The sequence below is a fragment of the Arsenophonus symbiont of Ornithomya chloropus genome, from assembly GCF_964026495.1.
Lineage (GTDB): Bacteria > Pseudomonadota > Gammaproteobacteria > Enterobacterales > Enterobacteriaceae > Arsenophonus.
The window spans coordinates 900765-920416 of sequence record NZ_OZ032148.1 but is presented as its reverse complement, the minus strand read 5'-3'; the positions used below and the strand labels follow the sequence as shown (position 1 = coordinate 920416).

General features: G+C 23.9%; 14 protein-coding genes. 5 read left to right on the top strand and 9 right to left on the bottom strand.

Translation table 11 applies throughout. The features are described from left to right. Positions 1 to 111: 111 nt before the first annotated feature. From sapF to sapB, 4 genes are read right to left on the bottom strand one after another with little or no spacing between them, the layout of a single operon-like run. The gene (gene sapF / locus ABNS14_RS03440; RefSeq protein WP_348666336.1) at positions 112 to 921 is read right to left on the bottom strand and encodes a putrescine export ABC transporter ATP-binding protein SapF; all 810 of its coding nucleotides are present in this window, start codon (positions 919 to 921) and stop codon (positions 112 to 114) included. Next, the gene (locus tag ABNS14_RS03435; RefSeq protein WP_348666678.1) at positions 918 to 1910 is read right to left on the bottom strand and encodes an oligopeptide/dipeptide ABC transporter ATP-binding protein; all 993 of its coding nucleotides are present in this window, start codon (positions 1908 to 1910) and stop codon (positions 918 to 920) included. Before ABNS14_RS03435 ends, sapF begins: the two co-directional genes overlap by 4 nt. A 4-nt stretch (positions 1911 to 1914) precedes the next feature. Beyond that, the gene (gene sapC, locus ABNS14_RS03430) at positions 1915 to 2805 is read right to left on the bottom strand and encodes a putrescine export ABC transporter permease SapC (protein WP_348666335.1); all 891 of its coding nucleotides are present in this window, start codon (positions 2803 to 2805) and stop codon (positions 1915 to 1917) included. Then, positions 2792 to 3757, bottom strand: a complete 966-nt coding sequence (gene sapB / locus ABNS14_RS03425) for a putrescine export ABC transporter permease SapB (RefSeq protein ID WP_348666334.1) — start codon at positions 3755 to 3757, stop codon at positions 2792 to 2794. Before sapB ends, sapC begins: the two co-directional genes overlap by 14 nt. Before the next feature lie 2305 nt (positions 3758 to 6062). Between sapB and hpt the strand changes: the two genes are divergently transcribed. From hpt to ABNS14_RS03410, 3 genes are all read left to right on the top strand, one after another. After that, on the top strand, positions 6063 to 6599 hold the full coding sequence (hpt, locus tag ABNS14_RS03420; RefSeq protein WP_348666333.1) for a hypoxanthine phosphoribosyltransferase: 537 nt from the start codon (positions 6063 to 6065) through the stop codon (positions 6597 to 6599). A gap of 451 nt (positions 6600 to 7050) precedes the next feature. Then, positions 7051 to 7998, top strand: coding sequence for an ABC transporter ATP-binding protein (locus ABNS14_RS03415; RefSeq protein ID WP_348666332.1), 948 nt, complete (start codon positions 7051 to 7053; stop codon positions 7996 to 7998). Continuing rightward, positions 7995 to 8765 carry an ABC transporter permease gene (locus ABNS14_RS03410; protein ID WP_348666331.1) on the top strand — a complete coding sequence of 257 codons (771 nt, stop codon included), beginning with the start codon at positions 7995 to 7997 and terminating at the stop codon, positions 8763 to 8765. The genes ABNS14_RS03415 and ABNS14_RS03410 overlap by 4 nt, the downstream gene beginning before the upstream one ends. Before the next feature lie 924 nt (positions 8766 to 9689). On the opposite strand, the gene folK is transcribed toward ABNS14_RS03410, so the two are convergent. From folK to dksA, 3 genes are all read right to left on the bottom strand, one after another. Then, positions 9690 to 10169, bottom strand: coding sequence for a 2-amino-4-hydroxy-6-hydroxymethyldihydropteridine diphosphokinase (folK, locus tag ABNS14_RS03405; protein ID WP_348666330.1), 480 nt, complete (start codon positions 10167 to 10169; stop codon positions 9690 to 9692). 78 nt (positions 10170 to 10247) lie between these two features. Continuing rightward, complete coding sequence (gene pcnB / locus ABNS14_RS03400) at positions 10248 to 11576, bottom strand: polynucleotide adenylyltransferase PcnB (RefSeq protein WP_348666329.1); 1329 nt, start codon at positions 11574 to 11576, stop codon at positions 10248 to 10250. A gap of 612 nt (positions 11577 to 12188) precedes the next feature. Further along, positions 12189 to 12644, bottom strand: a complete 456-nt coding sequence (gene dksA, locus ABNS14_RS03395; protein WP_348666328.1) for an RNA polymerase-binding protein DksA — start codon at positions 12642 to 12644, stop codon at positions 12189 to 12191. Positions 12645 to 13589: 945 nt separating this feature from the next. Between dksA and mrcB the strand changes: the two genes are divergently transcribed. Beyond that, entirely contained in the window at positions 13590 to 15926 is a 2337-nt protein-coding gene (mrcB, locus tag ABNS14_RS03390) for a bifunctional glycosyl transferase/transpeptidase (RefSeq protein ID WP_348666327.1), read from the top strand. A gap of 51 nt (positions 15927 to 15977) precedes the next feature. Here mrcB and hemL read toward each other — a convergent pair whose 3' ends face one another. Further along, positions 15978 to 17264, bottom strand: a complete 1287-nt coding sequence (hemL, locus tag ABNS14_RS03385; RefSeq protein WP_348666326.1) for a glutamate-1-semialdehyde 2,1-aminomutase — start codon at positions 17262 to 17264, stop codon at positions 15978 to 15980. A gap of 220 nt (positions 17265 to 17484) precedes the next feature. Here hemL and erpA point away from each other — a divergent pair, with 220 nt between their 5' ends. Beyond that, positions 17485 to 17829, top strand: coding sequence for an iron-sulfur cluster insertion protein ErpA (erpA, locus tag ABNS14_RS03380; protein WP_348666325.1), 345 nt, complete (start codon positions 17485 to 17487; stop codon positions 17827 to 17829). A gap of 21 nt (positions 17830 to 17850) precedes the next feature. Here erpA and mtnN read toward each other — a convergent pair whose 3' ends face one another. Then, the gene (gene mtnN / locus ABNS14_RS03375) at positions 17851 to 18579 is read right to left on the bottom strand and encodes a 5'-methylthioadenosine/S-adenosylhomocysteine nucleosidase (RefSeq protein ID WP_348666324.1); all 729 of its coding nucleotides are present in this window, start codon (positions 18577 to 18579) and stop codon (positions 17851 to 17853) included. Positions 18580 to 19652 lie beyond the last annotated feature (1073 nt).

Below are 19652 nucleotides of genomic sequence, written 5' to 3'. Positions count from 1 at the left end.
TTAAATTCGTTTTTAATTAAATTATTATATCATATTTATGATATATGTCATTAAAATATGATATAATTTAATACAAGAATAATTCTGATTTTTTTAAAATTTTGTAGTTTTTTATGTAATTTCTTGACGCCATGAATCAGCTGATAAAAGTTCACCGAAATGACTAGAGATTAAACGTCGAGTTACTTCGTGTAAAGGTGAAGCAAGAACTTCTGCTGTGTTACCTCTTTCAACTACAGTACCATTATTCATTACTAATACAGTATCACTAATATGTTTCATCATACCAAGATTTTGGGTAACATAAATATAAGAAATTCCATATTTTTCTTGTAATTCAATCATTAAATTAATAATTTGAGAACGGATTGTCATATCCAATAAAGCTAATGCTTCATCTGCGATGATAATTTTAGGTCTTAAAATTAACGCTCTGGCTAGTCCTACTCTTTGTCTTTGACCTACAGCTAACATACGAGGATAATATCCTGCATGATATGGCAATAATCCAACTTGACGAAGTGTTGTTTTTATGCGATTTTTGCGATCTATAATAGATAATGAAGTATTTAATATCAATACAAATTCAAGAATTTGTCCAATGGTTTTTTTAGGTGTTAAGGAAGTACTTGGATCTTGAAAAATCATTCTTATATGTTGACTACGATAACTATAATCACCATAATTTAGTTTATGACCATTAATAAAAATTTCTCCATTACTTGGTTCAAGAACACCTGCTAACATACGTGCTAGAGTTGATTTACCAGATCCATTAGTACCAATAATAGCTAATGTTTCTCCACTGTTTAAAGTAAAACTTAAAGGTTTCACTGCTTCTAATAATTGACTGTTAAACAAATTAATACGATGATAAAAAAATTTACTTAAATTTTTTATTTCTAATAATGTTGTACTCATGGTATTTTGTTCATGTTAAGAGGAAAATGACATGCAAATGTTCGATTTTTGATAATACGTAATTGGGGTGTAGTAATGCATTTTTTTTGTGCATATGGACAACGAGGTCCAAGACGGCAACCAATTGGTAAATGTTTTAAAGAAGGAATAGAACCAGAAAGTGTGTTGAGTCGACTTTTATGGGGTAATGGATTTCCAAAGTTAGGGATTGCTCTTATTAAAGCTTGAGTGTAAGGATGATGAGGCAGAGTAAGTAATTCTTTAGGAGTTGCACTTTCAACAGTTTGTCCACAATAAAGTATATTAATACGATTAACTAACTTACTTATAATCTGCATATCATGACTAATTAATAAAATTGTCATATTGTTATTTTGATTTAATCTGTAAAGAAGACGAAAAATTTGATTTTGGATAGTAGATTCCATGTTATTTGTTGGTTCATCTGCAATTAATAGTTTAGGTTGATTTGCTAATGCAATAGCAATCATAACTTTTTGACATTCACCTTTAGTTAATTCATACGGATAATTATTCATAATATTATGGTGATTTTTAAATCCTACACGATGAAGTAATTCAATTGCACGTCGATTACGCCAAGTTAATTTTTGCCACCATGTACCTTTAAAAGTCCAGTTTGGTATTGATTGAATGAGTTGTTTTCCTATTTTGATAACTGGGTCCAAACAAGATTGAGGTTCTTGAAAAATTATTGAAATATTATGTCCTATTATTTTGCGTCTTTGATTTGGATTAAGTTTTAGAAAATCAATATCTAGAAAATAAAAACGATCAGCAGTAACTTTCAAATTTTCTTGATGAATACCACAAATAGCTTTAGCAATTAAGCTTTTTCCTGATCCTGATTCTCCTGTTAAGCTAAGAATTTCTCCTTCATGTAATTGTAAAGAAATATTATCAATAGCTTTTATTGATCCTTTATTAGTGATAAATTTAATTGTGAGATTACGGATATCTAATAACATTTTATTATTCCATTCCTGCGTTGATGGCACGATGTAAACCATCTCCTAATAAATTAATGAATAATATGCTGATCATAATGGCTGCATTAGGGAAAAAAACTGTCCATGGTGCAATGTAAATTAATTCCAAGCTATTGCCAACCATAGCTCCCCATTCAGCAGTAGGTAATCTTGCACCTAAATCAAGGAAACCTAATGCCACTATATCAAGAATGGCTATGGATAATGTATAGGTAATTTCAATGACTAAAATATGTATAACATTTGGTAATATTGTATACCATATAATATAAAAATTTGAAGCGCCATCAAGGCGTGCTGCAAGAACATATTCAGTATCTAGTTCATTAGAAATTGTACTGTGAACTGTTTTTACTATTCTTGGTAATAATGCTAACCAAATTGCAATTATTGCATTTTTTAAACTTGCACCAGAAAAAGTAATAATGATAATGGAGAGTAGTAATGATGGAATGGATAATAATGTATCTAATATATGATGTAAAATAACTGATTTTAATCCATTAGTAATAGCAGCCAAACATCCAAAGATTAATCCAAAAAGCATTACACTAATGGTAATGATACATGAAGAACCAAATGTAGATGCTGTTCCAATAAGTAATTGACTCATAATATCTCTTCCAAGATCGTCAGTACCTAAAAAAAAAGTGATATTACCATGATGGCACCAAGATGGGGGTAGTAATTGATATCCTAAAAATTGTTCATTAATGCTATAAGGTGCTAGGTAAGTACCAAATAAACTCAAAAATAAAAGAAATAAGACTCCATAAAATCCGGTCATAGCAAAAATATCATTATAAAAATAATGCAATATTATTTTAATTGGAGATGCTATTTTTTGTTCATAATAAAAATTATCTGAAAACATATTGATTTTTATATTTATAAGGGTTTGTTTTAGTTTTTAAAATGTCTGATACAAAATTTATAAAAATAACTAAATTACCAATAATCATTATACTGGAAGAAATAGCTGAGTAATCATTTTTTCGAATAGATGTTATTAACCAATAACCTAATCCTGGCCAATTAAAAATGAATTCTGTGATTATTGCTAGTGTAATCATTCTAGAAAATTGTAAACCAAATTTTGGAATAATAGGTGGAAGTGCATTGTGTAATACATGACGTCTTATTATAGTAAACTTAGAAAGTCCTCTAATTTTGGCTGCTGTAATATAATTTTTATTCATAACTGATTCGATACTGTTTTTTGTAAATCGTATAATTTCAGAAATTGGTGCAATAGCTAATGTAATAACTGGTAAAATTAAATGTTTAATTATATCTAAAAACATTTCGTAACGATGTGTTGAATCAGACAACCAAACATCAATGAGTAAAAAACCAGTAATAGTTTTTAGATCATATAGTAAATCAATTCGTCCAGAATTAGGTAACCAGTTTAGTTTTAAGGAGAATAATAAAATTAATAATAAAGATAATGCGAAAATTGGGATAGATAAACCTATTAATGTGAAAATCTTAATAATATATTCAATAGGTTTGTTTTTTCGAGTACCTGCAATAATTCCAGTTGGAATGCCAATTATTAAAGCTAATAAAAATGATATTAAACATAATTCTATTGTAGCAGGAAAAGCAGAATGAATTTGATCACTAATAGGTTGACCATTTGCAGCAGAAATTCCAAAATTCCAATGTAATAAATTTTCAAAATATGAAATATAATCATTGATTAAAGATAATGTATTTAATGAAGCATCTTTGGTAAAATAATTTAAACTAAAACTAATTAGTGTAAGTAAAAAAAATGTAATTATTAATAGTAATGATCGTTTTAATAAATAAATAATCACTATGATTCTCCTAGTGTATAAAAATTAATATTATTAGTAGTTAAAAGAAATATTAAAATATTTGTCGCGATACACATTTGTAAAATATGAATTATCAAAAGAATTAGTGATTAAATCTTTTATATTATAGTCATAAACTTGTAAATATAATTAATAAGCTAAAGGTAGAATTGGTAATTCTTTTTTGGTAAAAATTCTATTGGATAATAATAATTAATTCTAAATTTAATATTTTGATTTATAAAAGCTTTATTTAAAATATTATCAAAATATAGATTACACTATTTACTCCAATTGGTATAAGAATTTATTTTTTTGAAAACTTAATAAAAAATAAAAAACCATCTTGGTTATTATTATTTATTTTATCAACTATCAAATATTATATCATATTCATGATTTTTTTTATGTAATGAATTCTTATTAATTAAAAAAATATTTTTATTCCTGCTTTTGTTAAGTTATCTTGAATAAATTCTGCAATTTTTAAGGGGCTTTGAATTATATGATTTAGAAATAACAGATACTAAAATTTTTAATTTTATATTAGATAAATTTGTTTTTTAAAGGATTTTTTGTTTCTGTTATTTAAATTTTATTATAAGCCTATGTAGTTTTTCTAATGATAGAAGTAGCTATATTATTTTGTTATTTTATAATAAAAAAGATTGTATTATTTTTTTGATTTTGTATTCAATAGCTTTTCTGATTTTTCATTCATTTAATAAATAGACTTGAGTATTTAAAATAAGATAAGCGATACTTTTATATTAAGTAGTATAATAGATAATTGTAAGCAAAGGCAGTATGGATAATTGCAAACAAGTATTATTTTGAATAATTCTAATTGATTGACAGATCGATAAGCGAATGGTTTATATTCTCCTATAAGTAATTTAGATATGCCTTTTGTTTTCCTGATCCAGGATTTAGTATAATTTTATTTATTAAATTGCTTTTTCTAAAAGTTATCATATCTAATTAGATTAATAAATTGATTATTTTGTAGTTGACTAGAATAAAAGGATCTATCAACCAGAGCAGTGGATGTACATGATTTTTTATAACTGATTTTATACAGATATTGAGGATATTCTGTTGAAATAATTGCTGTTTAATCAGTTGTAAGATGCCAAAGAAATGAGGTATTAGGCAAATATAATTTCAATTCATTAAATAGTATAACTATTATTTTTTTGATACATTGAATGTTATTTTTTGTTTAAAGACGAAGACTATCAAAAGTAAGGATGTTTTCCATAATTAAAATAATTGTATGGATGTTTTTTGTTAAACGTATTTAAAAACTAAATATTACATCATTTACATTTAGCATTTTCATTGGAATAAAGCAATTTTTTTGAAATTGAATATTTTAAAAACGATAAATTTTATCATGTATCACATGATAATTAATTTGTAAGGAGTGCAGGATTTAATTTATAAGTAAACAGATTTACTTATAATCTGTATATAAATTTGCAAAGTTGGTAAAGCAATGATTGAATTTGTGTTTTTAAGTTGTTATTTAAATAAATTTAGCAATAATGCCATGAATGGAATAAATAAAACTAGTTTTATGAATTTTGAGAAGGATAGTATTATCTAATAACTTTTTTATTGATGTGTTTATTAAAATTGCAAATAAAATTAGGTAATGTATCATTAAAATTTATATTTTGAAGATTTTTTATATTTTATAGAATATTTATTAAAAAAATTATTGAAAATTGATTAGTTTGTATAATATCTATAAATAAAATTAAAATAGATAAAAAATATGTATTAATAAAACAATAATTCTATGATTTTTATTATACAATTTAATATTTTTTGTGAAATTTGATGAATCAACAAATATTAAAAATCATGTTCAATATTATATTAGTAATAATAATTTTTTAAAAAAATATATAAATTTTGTTGTGTATAAATTTTTAAAACTCATAAAAAATAAAAATTATATTTTTAAGAAAAACTGTAATTTAATTTTATAAAGTTAAAGTCTGAAAATATTATATTAAAAATATATAAATACAATATTTTGTGTAGAAAAACTTTATAAATAATATATTTTTTGTGATAAATAAGTTTGATATATTATGTTATGATATCTAATAAAAATATACTTCGATAAGATTTAAAATATGCTATAAATCAGAAATTTAAAAACTAGAAGAATATAAAATTAATTCATTAAAAATTTTATAAAATATATAAAAAATTTTGTATCAGATCATTTATAGCGTCACAATTTACCTTGTGTTAAAATTGATATTTTTACTTCCATTTATAAAATAAAGTTATGAAACAACTTGTAGAAGTGATGTTTTCAGAAGCAAATATTCAAGATCGTATTGATCAAATAGCAAAAGAAATTGTTGAGCATTATAAATTATTAAAAGATGATTTAGTTTTAATTGGTATTTTGAAAGGTGCCTTTATTTTTCTGGCTGATTTATGTAGAAAAATTCATATTCCTCATAAAATTGATTTTATGACAGTATCAAGTTATGACAATGGAATAATTTCTACACATAATATAAATATTATTAATGATTTACGTGAAGATGTTCGTGATAAACATCTTTTGATCGTAGAAGATATTATTGATTCAGGTTATACATTAAAACAATTATATAAAATCTTAGAATCACGAGATCCAAAATCTATTGCAATTTGTACATTATTAAATAAACCGTCAAGACGTGAAGTTGAAGTTCCTGTATCATGGATTGGTTATTCTATTCAAGATGAATTTGTTTTTGGTTATGGAATTGATTATGCTCAACAATATCGTTATTTACCCTATATTGGACATTTTGTTTTTTTAGATAATTAAAATAATTTATGTAAATTATTAATATATAATATTAAATTATATATACTAATGATTTCATTGATTTTTATTGATTTTTATTTTATGTACTAATTTTTAAAATTTTATATTTAATGTAATAAATAAGAAATTAAATAAAAAATATAATTTTATGTTTATGATTTGTTTTTATAAAAATTATTAAATTTAAAATTATAATTTTAAGTTATATAATAATTATCATTATTTAAGATTTGTTATATTTAAGTATTAAAAATTAAAAAATTTTATATTTAATTAAGAAAAAATTATATAAGATATTTTTTATATTTTGCTTATGATATATCTGATAATTGTTATAATGTATAGTTTCATTTAAATTTAATTGAATTGAAATAATTGCTAATAATATAATAAATTATAATGCGTCATATGATTTATTATGGATGATTATAAATAATAAGATAGGTTTTTTATGACTTATGCTTTGGAGTTGTTTCAACTTAAAAAAAATTATCCAGGTGCTATAAAAGCATTAAGTGGTATTAATTTGACAGTTAATGTTGGTGATTTTTATGCTTTATTAGGACCTAATGGTGCTGGTAAATCAACGATAATTGGTATTATTAGTTCATTGATAAAAAAAACTAGTGGTAAAGTAAAAGTTTTTGGTTACGATCTTGACAAGGATGTTGTTCATGTAAAAAGCCAACTTGGTTTAGTACCACAAGAATTTAATTTTAATCCATTTGAAACTGTATTACAAATAGTTTTAAATCAAGCAGGTTATTATGGTGTTCGACGTTCATTAGCATTATTACGAGCAGAGATTTATTTATGTCAACTTTCTTTATGGAATAAACGTCATAAACCCGCGAGAGATCTTTCTGGCGGTATGAAGCGCCGTTTAATGATTGCGCGTGCGTTAATGCATCAACCAAGATTATTAATATTAGATGAACCAACAGCAGGAGTAGATATTGAATTACGTCGTTCAATGTGGTCTTTTTTGAAAAAATTAAACGAACAAGGAACAACAATTATTTTAACAACACATTATTTAGAAGAAGCGGAAATACTATGTCGTAACATTGGTATTCTTCAATATGGTGAATTAATTGAAAATACTACTATAAAAAAATTACTTAATCAATTGGAATTAGAAACTTTTATTTTTGATCTTACTCCAAAAGGTTTGATTCCTATGTTAGAAGGTTATAAATTTAGAGTTTTAGATAATACAACATTAGAAGTAGATGTAATAAAAAATCAAGGTCTTAATAGTTTGTTTAAGCAATTATCGCAACAAGGTATAGAAATACTAAGTATGCGTAATAAGGTTAATCGTTTAGAAGAATTATTTGTTGGTTTAATGAATAAACAATATTGCATATCTATTAATAATCAAGGGATGAAGGAATGATTCAGCTTTACTGGGTCGCTATGAAAACGATTTGGATAAAAGAAATAACACGTTTCGCTCGTATTTGGGTGCAAACTTTATTGCCTCCTGTTATTACTATGTCTCTTTATTTTATTATTTTTGGAAGTTTAATTGGTTCTAGAATTGGGGAGATGGATGGTGTAAATTATATGCAATTTATTGTACCTGGATTAATTATGATGTCGGTTATTACTAATGCTTATTCAAATGTTTGTTCTTCTTTTTTTGGAGCAAAATTTCAAAAAAGTATTGAAGAATTATTAGTAGCTCCAGTTCCTACTCATATTCTAATAATTGGATTTATTGGTGGTGGTGTTGCTAGAGGTATTTTAGTTGGTATATTAGTTACAATTGTTTCCCTTTTTTTTGTACCATTACATATTTATTCTTGGTTTGTGGTTATCATTACTATTGTAATAACAGCTATTTTATTTTCATTAGCTGGGTTATTAAATGCAATTTTTGCTAAAACATTTGATGATATTAGTATTATTCCTACTTTTGTTTTAACACCGTTAACTTATTTAGGAGGTGTTTTCTATTCTTTATCTCTTTTAGCTGAGTTTTGGCAAATGGTTTCCAAATTAAATCCTATTGTATATATGATTAGTGGATTACGTTATGGATTTCTTGGTATGAGTGATGTTAAGTTATCCATTACTTTATTTATGTTAACTATTTTTATTATTATTTTGTATACTGTTACATGGTATTTGATTGAAAAAGGAGAAGGATTAAAAACTTAATTAAGGATCAAAAACTTAATTATTACTTAATACATTGTATTTATTATAATAAAAAATTATATTGATATCGTATTTTTATAATTTGTATTTTTTCTGATTTAATTATAATTTGATTATTAAAATATGTTTAAATGAATAATGCTATAAAAAAATTGATTTTATTATAATAAATCTTCAGTATTATTTACTTTTTAATGATATGTTTAATATGAAACTAATATTTAAGCATATTTTCTTAATTGTAAAGATACCGTATAGTATATTTTTAAAGAAATATTTGTTTTTTTTTAAAAAAATATAATTATACTGATAATATATCTTAAAATTTATATAAAAAACATAAGATTTTTTGAAAAGTTTTTTATTTTTTTAAAAAAAATCTTAACTAATTATTACACAATGTATATATATCATTTATGTATTATACTTAATTTTATTATAAATATATTATAAATAAATATTATAATTATAAATAAATTTAGAGAAAAGTTAATTATTAAAATTATATTTTTGTAAATAAATAATAAAAATTATTTAATAATAATTAAATTTAATAGTCTTTTTTCATAAAAAAATATTTTTTATTTTAATAAAATTTTTTATAAAAAATAAATAAAATTTAAATTTTCGCATTATTTTACAATTAAAATATAATAATTTAATTAAATAATACTTATATATATTAATTTTAAGAAATCTTTTAAAGTAAATATAAATATTTTTCTTAAATTTTATTAAATAACAATTAATACATAATTTGTGATTTTTATTTAATGAAATAAATTTCTATATAAAATTATTAATTTTTTGATCGTCAGATATTTTTATATTAAAAAACTTTTTTAAAAATTAAATTTTTTATGGTGATAAATATAAAAGAATTATTTTTTGTGTATTATGAAAATTAAAAAGGTAAAAATAACTTTACCATATTTTGAGATCGTTTTCAGGAATTAATCTTAGTCTATCAGAAAGTAATTCTCCATCTGGAAAACGTAATTTAGGAGCAATTTCAGCTAATGGATACAGTATAAACTCTCGTTCCTTAAGACCATAATGTGGTATAGTCAAATAACTTGTCTGAATAGTTTTTTTCCCATACAATATAATATCTAAATCAAGAGTTCTTGGTATCCAACGATTACTTGTGCGTTTTCTTCCATGGATGTGTTCAATAATTTGAGTATATTTTAATAGATTATGAGGTAATAAAGTAGTCTCTAAAGCAATAACTAAATTTAAATATTCAGGTTGATTTTTTTTACCCATAGGTTTAGAACGATAAAAAGAAGAAATATCAACACATTTCGTATTAGGTAATCGATGTATTTTTTTGATAGCATTTTTTGCTTGTTCTAAAGGTTGATGCAAGTTACTACCAATAGAAATATAAACACGGTTCATTTTCATTGTACTCGTTTGTTTTTTATTGGCTAAATAATAATCTAGACATATTTTAAAATCAAGATGATAATTGAGGAGTTAAAGTGCTAAAATTTTGTTTTTTTTATGTATTAAAGTGTTGTTTTTTTCTTGAAAGTTAGCCCACCAATTAGTAATTTCTTTTAGTTCAGTGATTTTTTCTGCATTTGAGCGTAACTCCAGTAGATCAAAGGCTGCACGAAATTTAGGATGCTCAAAAAGTATGTTTGCTTTTTTTTTGTAATACCAGGGTAATTTTAGTTGTAGTTTCCAAATATCACGCATAATTGTGGTTAGCCTTTTAGGTATTGCAATAGAACGGCATTGTTCATTAAGTATATCATTCATTGCAATCGAAAAACCTTCATAATAAGTTAAATTTTTTTTTTGTGAAAGCTTTTCTGCATAGTTTACTAATGGATACCATAACATGGTTGCAAACAAAAATGCAGGATTAACATGTCTATTACTTTTTATCCGAAAATCAGTATTTTTTAATACCTGATTAATGAGAGTGTCCATAGGAAATTTATTATTACTAAAATTTTCTGCGATTATTGGAAATAAAACTTGAAAAAGATCATAATATTTTAATTTTTGATATGTTTCGTAACCCTGACCTTGTTGTAATAACTTAATAGATTCTTCAAATAAACGTGATGATGGAATATTTTTTAATAAACATGCTAATTTTGGAATAAATTTTGTCGTATTATTATCAATGTTCATTTTTAATTTACATGAAAATCGAATAGCTCGTAGCATCCTGACAGGATCTTCTCTATAGCGAATTTTTGGATCACCAATTAAACGAATAATACCATTTTTTAAGTCTTTATATCCACCGACATAATCATGAAGCGTGAAATCATTAATTCTGTAATATAGACTATTAATTGTAAAGTCACGACGTATAGCATCGTCTTCAATATTTCCGAAAATATTATCTCTTAATAACATACCATTATGAGTTCTATGTGAAATGTTTTGATTAAGGTTATTATTTGGTAAAGAAGAACGGAAGGTAGCAACTTCAATAAATTCATAACCAAAAATAATATGTGCTAAACGGAAACGACGGCCAACTAAACGACAATTACGAAATAGTTTATAAATTTGTTCTGGTGTTGCGTTTGTAGTTATGTCAAAATCTTTAGGTTTTTTTTCTAATAATAAATCTCTAACACTACCACCAACAAGATAGGCTGCATAGCCTGCTTTATTTAGACGATATAGTACTTTTAATGCATTATCACTAATATATTTTCTTGATATAAGATTTTTTTCTTTTTTGATAACAGATATTGTATTATTTATGGTGGAAAAGGGAATTAGTTTATAGATCAAACGCTTATTTTTTTGTTTTTTTATTGAGGAATCTTTTTCCATTATGTTGCATTATTTATGTATGAGTTATTTAGTTATGAAATAAATTATTATTTATTTTTTTATTTTTATATTTAATTTTAATAGTATAAATTAGTTTTTGTTATAAGAAAATATTTTTGATATAATACTTTTTTATGGAAAGTGTATAATTTTATTGTATTTTTTCTTTTTAGAATATGTTCCGTAATATTTGATTGTTAATTATAAATTATATATTAATTAATATTTTTTTGAAATTTAATAAACAAAATTTTTGTTAATTAATATGAAACTTATATTATTTAATGATCTTTAATTTTTTATTTTTTTAATTGTTTTTAATATAAAAATATTTTCAGAAAACTGTATTTATTCAAAAAATACTTATCAGTTTTTTTTAATAATTTTTTGTAAAAATTATTTTTGTTTTTTGAGATTACTTTTTATTAAAAAGTAAAATTATTTTTTGTATGTTTTTCATTGTATCAATTTTTTTTAGCATTGCATTTTTTGCGTTTTAAAATAAAATCTTAATAAAAAATTTATGATTAAACGGATATTTTTGTTTATTGAAATGATAAAAGTTATATTAACGGTACACATATAAAACTTACCGTTAATATAACATTAAGATTATCCTGTCATTTGTTTTTCACGTATTTCTGCCAATGTTTTGCAATCAATACATAAATCAGCTGTTGGTCTTGCTTCTAATCGACGAATACCAATTTCAATACCACAACTTTCACAATAACCAAAATTTTCATTTGCAACTTTTTTGAGTGTTTTTTCAATTTTTTTAATTAATTTACGTTCACGATCGCGATTACGTAATTCAAGACTAAATTCTTCTTCTTGTACTGCTCTATCTACAGGGTCAGGGAAATTTATAGCTTCATCTTGCATATAAGTAACAGTGCGATCCATTTCATCTATAAGTTGATTGTGCCATGTTTCAAGAATACGTTTAAAATGTATTAATTGAGCATTATTCATATATTCTTCGCCTTGTTTTTCTTGATAAGGTTTTACTCCTGCAATGGCAAGAATGCTTAAGGACGAGTGTTTATTTTTTTGCCCTTCTTGCATATTTTTTCTCCATAAAAAAAATATTAAGAATATCTCCATTATAGCGGGGGATAAGGAGATACAAAATAATGATAAATATCAAAAATTTATATAATCGAAAATTATTGCTATAATTCAGTATATCAATTTAGATAGATGTATTTTATATTTCATATAAAGAAACATTATGTATCAATAAAATAAATTTTTGCAATATTTTTCTTTTATATCAAGATACATCATCTTTCTTTTGAAGAAAAATATTTTTGTATTATTGATATTCAAAAAAAATATTGCATATTTAATTTCTAATGAAAATAAAAAATTTTTGTTTTGCTATTCAGAAAATTTATTGATTATTTCATGTTATGTATTTGATATAATATATCATATTTGATTATTTAAATCATATAAATATAAAAAATATAGTTTTATTAATAAAATATTTAAAATACTACTTAGATATTGATATAAATAATATTATTGGTATTTATTTGGATAAATTTTAATTATTTTGATAATTGGTTCTAGTATTTTTAATTGAATATATTTTTGTTTTTTTAATTTGCTGAATCAATTTTTTGCATTCTTTTTAAATATCTTTTTAATAAATACAAGATGCGATAATTATTGTAATAGTCGTATCAATTATTTTTAATAATTAAAATAATGTTTTTTTGAGATATGATTTAAAAAATATTTAATATATTATTTTTATGTTATCTAATCATTAATATTTAGAAATCAATTTTAAAAATAAAAATTAATCATTCATAAAAAATTGTTATCTTATTTCGCATATATTATTAATTTATTTCTAATAATTAAAGATATAGCAGTGGTATGTAAATATTTTACTTTATTATCAAAATAATTTTCTGATAAAGAATTAAATTTGATTATAAAAATATTTAGATAATCATAATTAGTATAAGGATAAATATTTTGATTAAAAGAAGCAAGATAATGATAAAAAAAGAAAATAGGTATCAGTTACATAAAAAAAAATCAGATTGTTTTTTCTTGTTTATTAAAATTATAATAGTTTTTAGTTTATTAATTGGTATTTATGGTTTTTATTTGTATCATAAAATTATTTATCGATTAGATGGAAAAGTTTGGGATCTTCCTGCAGCTATTTATGGTCGTATGGTTAATCTTGAACCAGGAATGAACTATAATAAAGAAGAAATGATTCGTTTATTGGATGGTATGCAATATCGTCAAGTAAAAAAAATTACTTTGCCAGGTGAATATATAGTAATAGATAACACTATAGAAATGTTACGTCGACCATTCTCATTTCCTGATCAAAAAGAAGAACAAATTTTTGTAAAATTAAGTTTTGATAATACTAAATTAAAAAATATAATTAATATTAATAATGGTCGTTCTTTTGGTTTTTTTAGACTTGATCCTAAATTAATTACTATGATGCAATCAGTTAATAACGAAAAACGTTTAGTTTTACCAATAAAAGATTTTCCAGAATCTTTGGTGAAAATGTTACTTGAAACTGAAGATCGTCAATTTTACAAACATGATGGAATTAGCATTTATTCTATTGGACGTGCAATTATCGCTAATTTAATAGCCGGTAAAACTGTTCAAGGCGGCAGTACTTTAACACAGCAATTAGTAAAAAATTTGTTTTTAAACAACAAACGAACATTAATGCGTAAAGTTAATGAAGCGTATATGGCTCTTTTGATGGATTTTCATTATACAAAAGAACGTATTCTTGAGCTTTATCTTAATGAAGTATATTTAGGTCAAAGTGGAGATGATCAAATCCGCGGGTTTCCACTTGCTAGTCTGTATTATTTTAGTCGTCCAATAGATGAATTAAGTATTGATCAACAAGCATTATTAGTTGGTATGGTTAAAGGAGCATCACTTTATAATCCATGGCGTAATCCTCAATTAGCACTTGAACGTCGTAATTTGGTATTAAAACTTTTAGAAATGAATAAAATTATTGGTCATGAAATCTATCCTATATTATATGCTCGACCATTAGGAGTAAAATCTAAAAGTGATGTTTTAACACCTCAACCTGCTTTTATGCAGCTTATTCGACAAGAATTATTTAAAACATTAGGTGAAAAAGCTAATAATCTTTCTGGTGCGAAGATATTTACTACTTTAGATCCTATTTCTCAACAAGAGGCTGAAAATGCGATAGAAAATGGGATATTAGATTTACGTAAAGATTTTCAATTATCTGATCTTGAAGGAGCGATGGTAGTAGTTGATCGTATCAATGGTGAAATTCGCGCTATGGTTGGAGGCTCTCAACCACAATATTCTGGATTTAATCGAGCATTAAATGCTCGTCGGTCAATTGGTTCATTGGTGAAACCATCTACTTATCTAACAGCATTAAGTGAACCTCATCAGTTTCGTTTGAACACTTGGATACCTGATGAACCTATTATTGTAAAATTTGATAATCAAATTTGGGAACCAAAGAATTACGATCGCAGGTTCAGAGGTCAAGTAATGTTAATTGATGCTTTTTCAAGTTCACTGAATATACCTACGGTAAATATTGGATTAAGTCTTGGTTTAAATAAAGTAAGTAAAGTATTAGTGAATCTTGGCGTTCCTAATGATGTCATCACACAGGTACCGGCAATGTTATTAGGATCGTTAAATTTGACTTTAGTTGAGACAGCACAAATGTTTCAAACGATTAGTGGTGGTGGAAATCGAGCGCAATTATCAGCATTACGTTCTGTGATTGATGGTGATGGTAATGAATGTTATAAAAGTTATCCTTTAGCAAAACAAGTAGTTTCTCCACAAGCTGCTTATTTAACACTTTATGGTATGCAACAAGTTGTTGATCGAGGTACATCAAGTTCTTTAACAAATAAATTTTCTCAATATCATTTAGCAGCTAAAACAGGAACTACTAATGATTTACGCGATAGTTGGTTTGTAGGTATTGATGGTAAAGAAGTTGTGGTTACATGGGTTGGTCGTGATAATAATGGTTCAACTAATTTAACGGGTGCAAGTGGCGCATTACATATTTATCGTCGTTATTTAGAGAATCAAATTCCATTAGTGTTGGATAATCGACCTCCAGAAGGTATTATAGAGATGAAAATTAATTTTGATGGTAGTTTTAATTGTTTCGGTGGTGGTTATCGTGTTTTACCTATTTGGGCTAAAAATTCTTTAGCATTATGTGAAGAAGGTGTTCAATCATTAAATTCAAAATATCAAGTAAATGAAAAAGAACAAAAAAAGAAACAAAATACTCCTCCTCTTTGGATTAAAGAAATTTTTGATTAAAAATCATATTTATAATAATTAATATATATTCTATAATAGTTAATATAAATTTCATTTTTTCATATTATAAAAAGCATTTTCTGCTGCTTGGATTGTAAAATTGATTTCAGTATCAGTATGTGATAATGAAATAAAATTAGCTTCAAATGGAGAAGGTGCTAAATAAACTCCTTCAGCTAACATTAGGTGAAAAAATTGCCTAAACTTTTCTAAGTTACATGTTATGACATCATCATAACAATTAATTTTTTTTGAATTAGTAAAAAATAAACCAAACATGCCATTTATATGATTTATAACAAATGGAATTTTTGCTTCTTTAGCTTTTTTTTGTAAACCTTTAGCAAGTTTTTTTGTTAATTCTTTTAATTTTATATAAGTATTTATTTTTTCTATTTCTTTTAAACAAGCAAGGCCTGCTGCCATAGCTAATGGGTTACCTGATGATGTCCCTCCTTGATAAATTGTACCTATTGGTGCTAATGTTTCCATAAATGTGCGTTTACCACCTAATGCACCAATAGGAATTCCACCACCAATTATTTTCCCTAAGCACGTTAGATCAGGTGTAATATGAAAGTATTCTTGTGCTCCACCTAATGAAATACGAAATCCTGTAATAACTTCATCTAGAATTAATAATGCACCAAATTGATTACATAATGTTCTTAGTCCTGGTAAAAAATCACTTTTAGGTAAAATACAATTCATATTTCCTGCTACAGGTTCTACTATGATGCAAGCTATTTCTTTTGGATATTGATTCAAAGTTTTTTTTACTGAATTTAAATCATTAAATTTACAAAGAAGAGTATGTTTAATAAAATCATTTGGAATTCCATTAGTATTAATTTTTTCTTTATTTGAAGTGTAAGAAGTTTTTTGTACTAATAGAGAGTCTGAATGTCCATGATAGCATCCTTCGAATTTAATGATTTTGTTACGCCCAGTATAGTTTCTAGCAATTCTAATTGCAGTCATGGTAGCTTCTGTTCCTGAATTTACCATTCGTACCATTTCTATGGATGGTACAAGTTGAGTAATACATTCCGCCATTTCTATTTCAATAGAAGTTGGTGCGCCAAAACTTAAGCCATTTTTTGAATATTTGATAATTGATTTTTGAATATTAGGATGATTATGACCTAAAATCATAATTCCCCAAGATCCTACATAATCAATATAGGAAAAATTATCAACATCATGAATATAAGCCCCTTTAGCTCGTTTGATAAATAATGGATAACCACCAACAGCATTAAATGCACGTACTGGTGAATTAACCCCACCAGGAATAATTTTTTTTGCTTTTTTATAAAATATTTCAGATTTTTTCATAAAGAATTCCTAATTTTTATAATATGAATAGATGTTTATTGATTTTTTTTTAAGAAATATTCATACTAAATTAAATGTTAAATTTAAAAAAATAGTATAATATTTAATTTTAATAAATAAATTTTTATCTTGAACTAAATAATTTAATAAAACAACATATTATTCTATAATCAAATTTTTTTGTTTTTTGATGAGTTTTAAATTGAAGTGGAATAAAAAAATGATTGATAAAAATCAAGTGCCTATAAAATTTACTGATACTGCAGCAAATAAAATTAAATCATTAATAAAAGGCAAGAAAAATCCAAATTTGCGTTTACGTGTTTATATTACTGGTGGAGGATGTAGTGGTTTTAAATATGGTTTTGTTTTTGATGATAAAATAGAAAAAGGAGATTTTAAAATTGAAAATCAAGGAGTAGAATTAATTATTGATCCTATGAGCTTTCAATATATAGTAGGTGGTTGCGTAGATTATATTGAAGAATTAGAAGGATCAAAATTTGTAGTAGTAAACCCCAATGCAAAAACAACTTGTGGATGTGGTTCTTCTTTTAGTATTTAATTTCCTAAAATTTTATTATGCCTACTGATTTTGATATAATTTTTTATTTTTTGTTTTTTTTGATAAAAGTATTAACATAGTTTCTACTATTCGATTTGATTGTTGAGCAGCAATAGGTAAAAAATTATTAAAGTAAAAATTAGATTTTTCATCAGCAATATCAGAAATTGAACGTACAACAATAAATGGGATATTAAATTTATAACATACATGAGCAATTGCAGCTCCTTCCATATCAACAGCAAGTGCATCAGGAAAATGTTTTCTAATGTAGTTCACGTCTTTTATGTTATTTATAAAACTGTCTCCAGTGCAGATTAAACCGTACATAGCATGTAAATTAAGGATTTTTATAGATTCTTTTGCTGTTAATATCAATTCTTTTTCTGCTATAAAAGTAGCAGGACACTGTGCCATTTGACCTAATTGGTAATCAAAAGCTGTAACATTCACATCATGATAACACACATGGGTTGAAATCACAATATCAGCAATTTTTAAAGTTGGAAATAATCTTCCACTGGAACCAGTGTTAATGATATATTTAGGTGAAAAATATTTTATGAGTAATGTTGTTCCAATTGCTGCGGAGACTTTTCCTATTCCTGTTTTTAATAATGCGATATGAAGATGATCAAATTTTCCATGATATATATCACATCCTGCTATTGATAATGAGAGATAAGCATTAGTTATATTACGTAATAACTCCATTTCTGGATTCATTGCAGTGATTATTGCTATTTTCATTTTTTATATAGTTTTTATGTTGTTGATTAAACATTTTAAGAAATTCATAAATTAAGAATTACTATTGATAAAAATTATAGTTATATAAAATATAATAAAATTCTTATTGAAAAAATAATAATGTACTATTACAAATATATTATATAATAGTATTTATTTTAGTATTAATTAAATTTAATATAAGTAAAAATATTTTTTATTATTAAATATATATTGACAGTTAAAGTAATGATATAGATGAAAATCTATTAAAATGATATTTTAATTAAATAGTTGATATTTAATGTTTTTTATAAAAAATCTGTCAATAGTTTTATTTATTTAAATTATCAGTTTTATTTAACATTTTAAAATTTTATGCGCATTTTTTGATTTTTTATGAATTCTGTCAAGTAGGGATTGTTTATTAAAATAAATATTTATAATAATTCTTAAAAAAATTAAATCATATATTATTATTTATATTTTTTAAAAATCGTTTTAATGCAAAATATACAAAAATATTTTATAAAATTTTATACTTATTAAATTCTTATAACAAGAATTATATTTAATAAATTAAAATTTTTTATTAAATTTATTAATGATAATTAAAAAAATAATAGGTTTTTTGATATTTTTATTATATTAAATTTAGCATTATAAAATACTAACTAATTATTCTTTTCTAGTATAAAGTCAACACTCTATTTACTAAATACAAACAATATAGATAGATATAAAAATATATTTTTTTATGAAAAATAAAAATAGTAGAATGTATTATTTATTTTCCTTTAATAAAATAGATTGTATTTTAGAAAAAAATTTGTAATTAACTACTTTTTTAATATTTTTTACTAAATCATGTTAGAAGTTTTCAATTAAAATAGGTTTTATTTGAAATTTTTTATTTTTGTGATTTTATCTATTTTAATAGAAACAATAAAGAAATTACTGTATGAATTTTAAATTGAATGAACACTAAAATAGTATTTGATTTTTTTTGTTTCGTGATGTTTTCTTATAGGAAAATATTATATCTAAAATGTATGATCAGATTAAATTATGTATACTCTTTGGAAGAGAGTGTT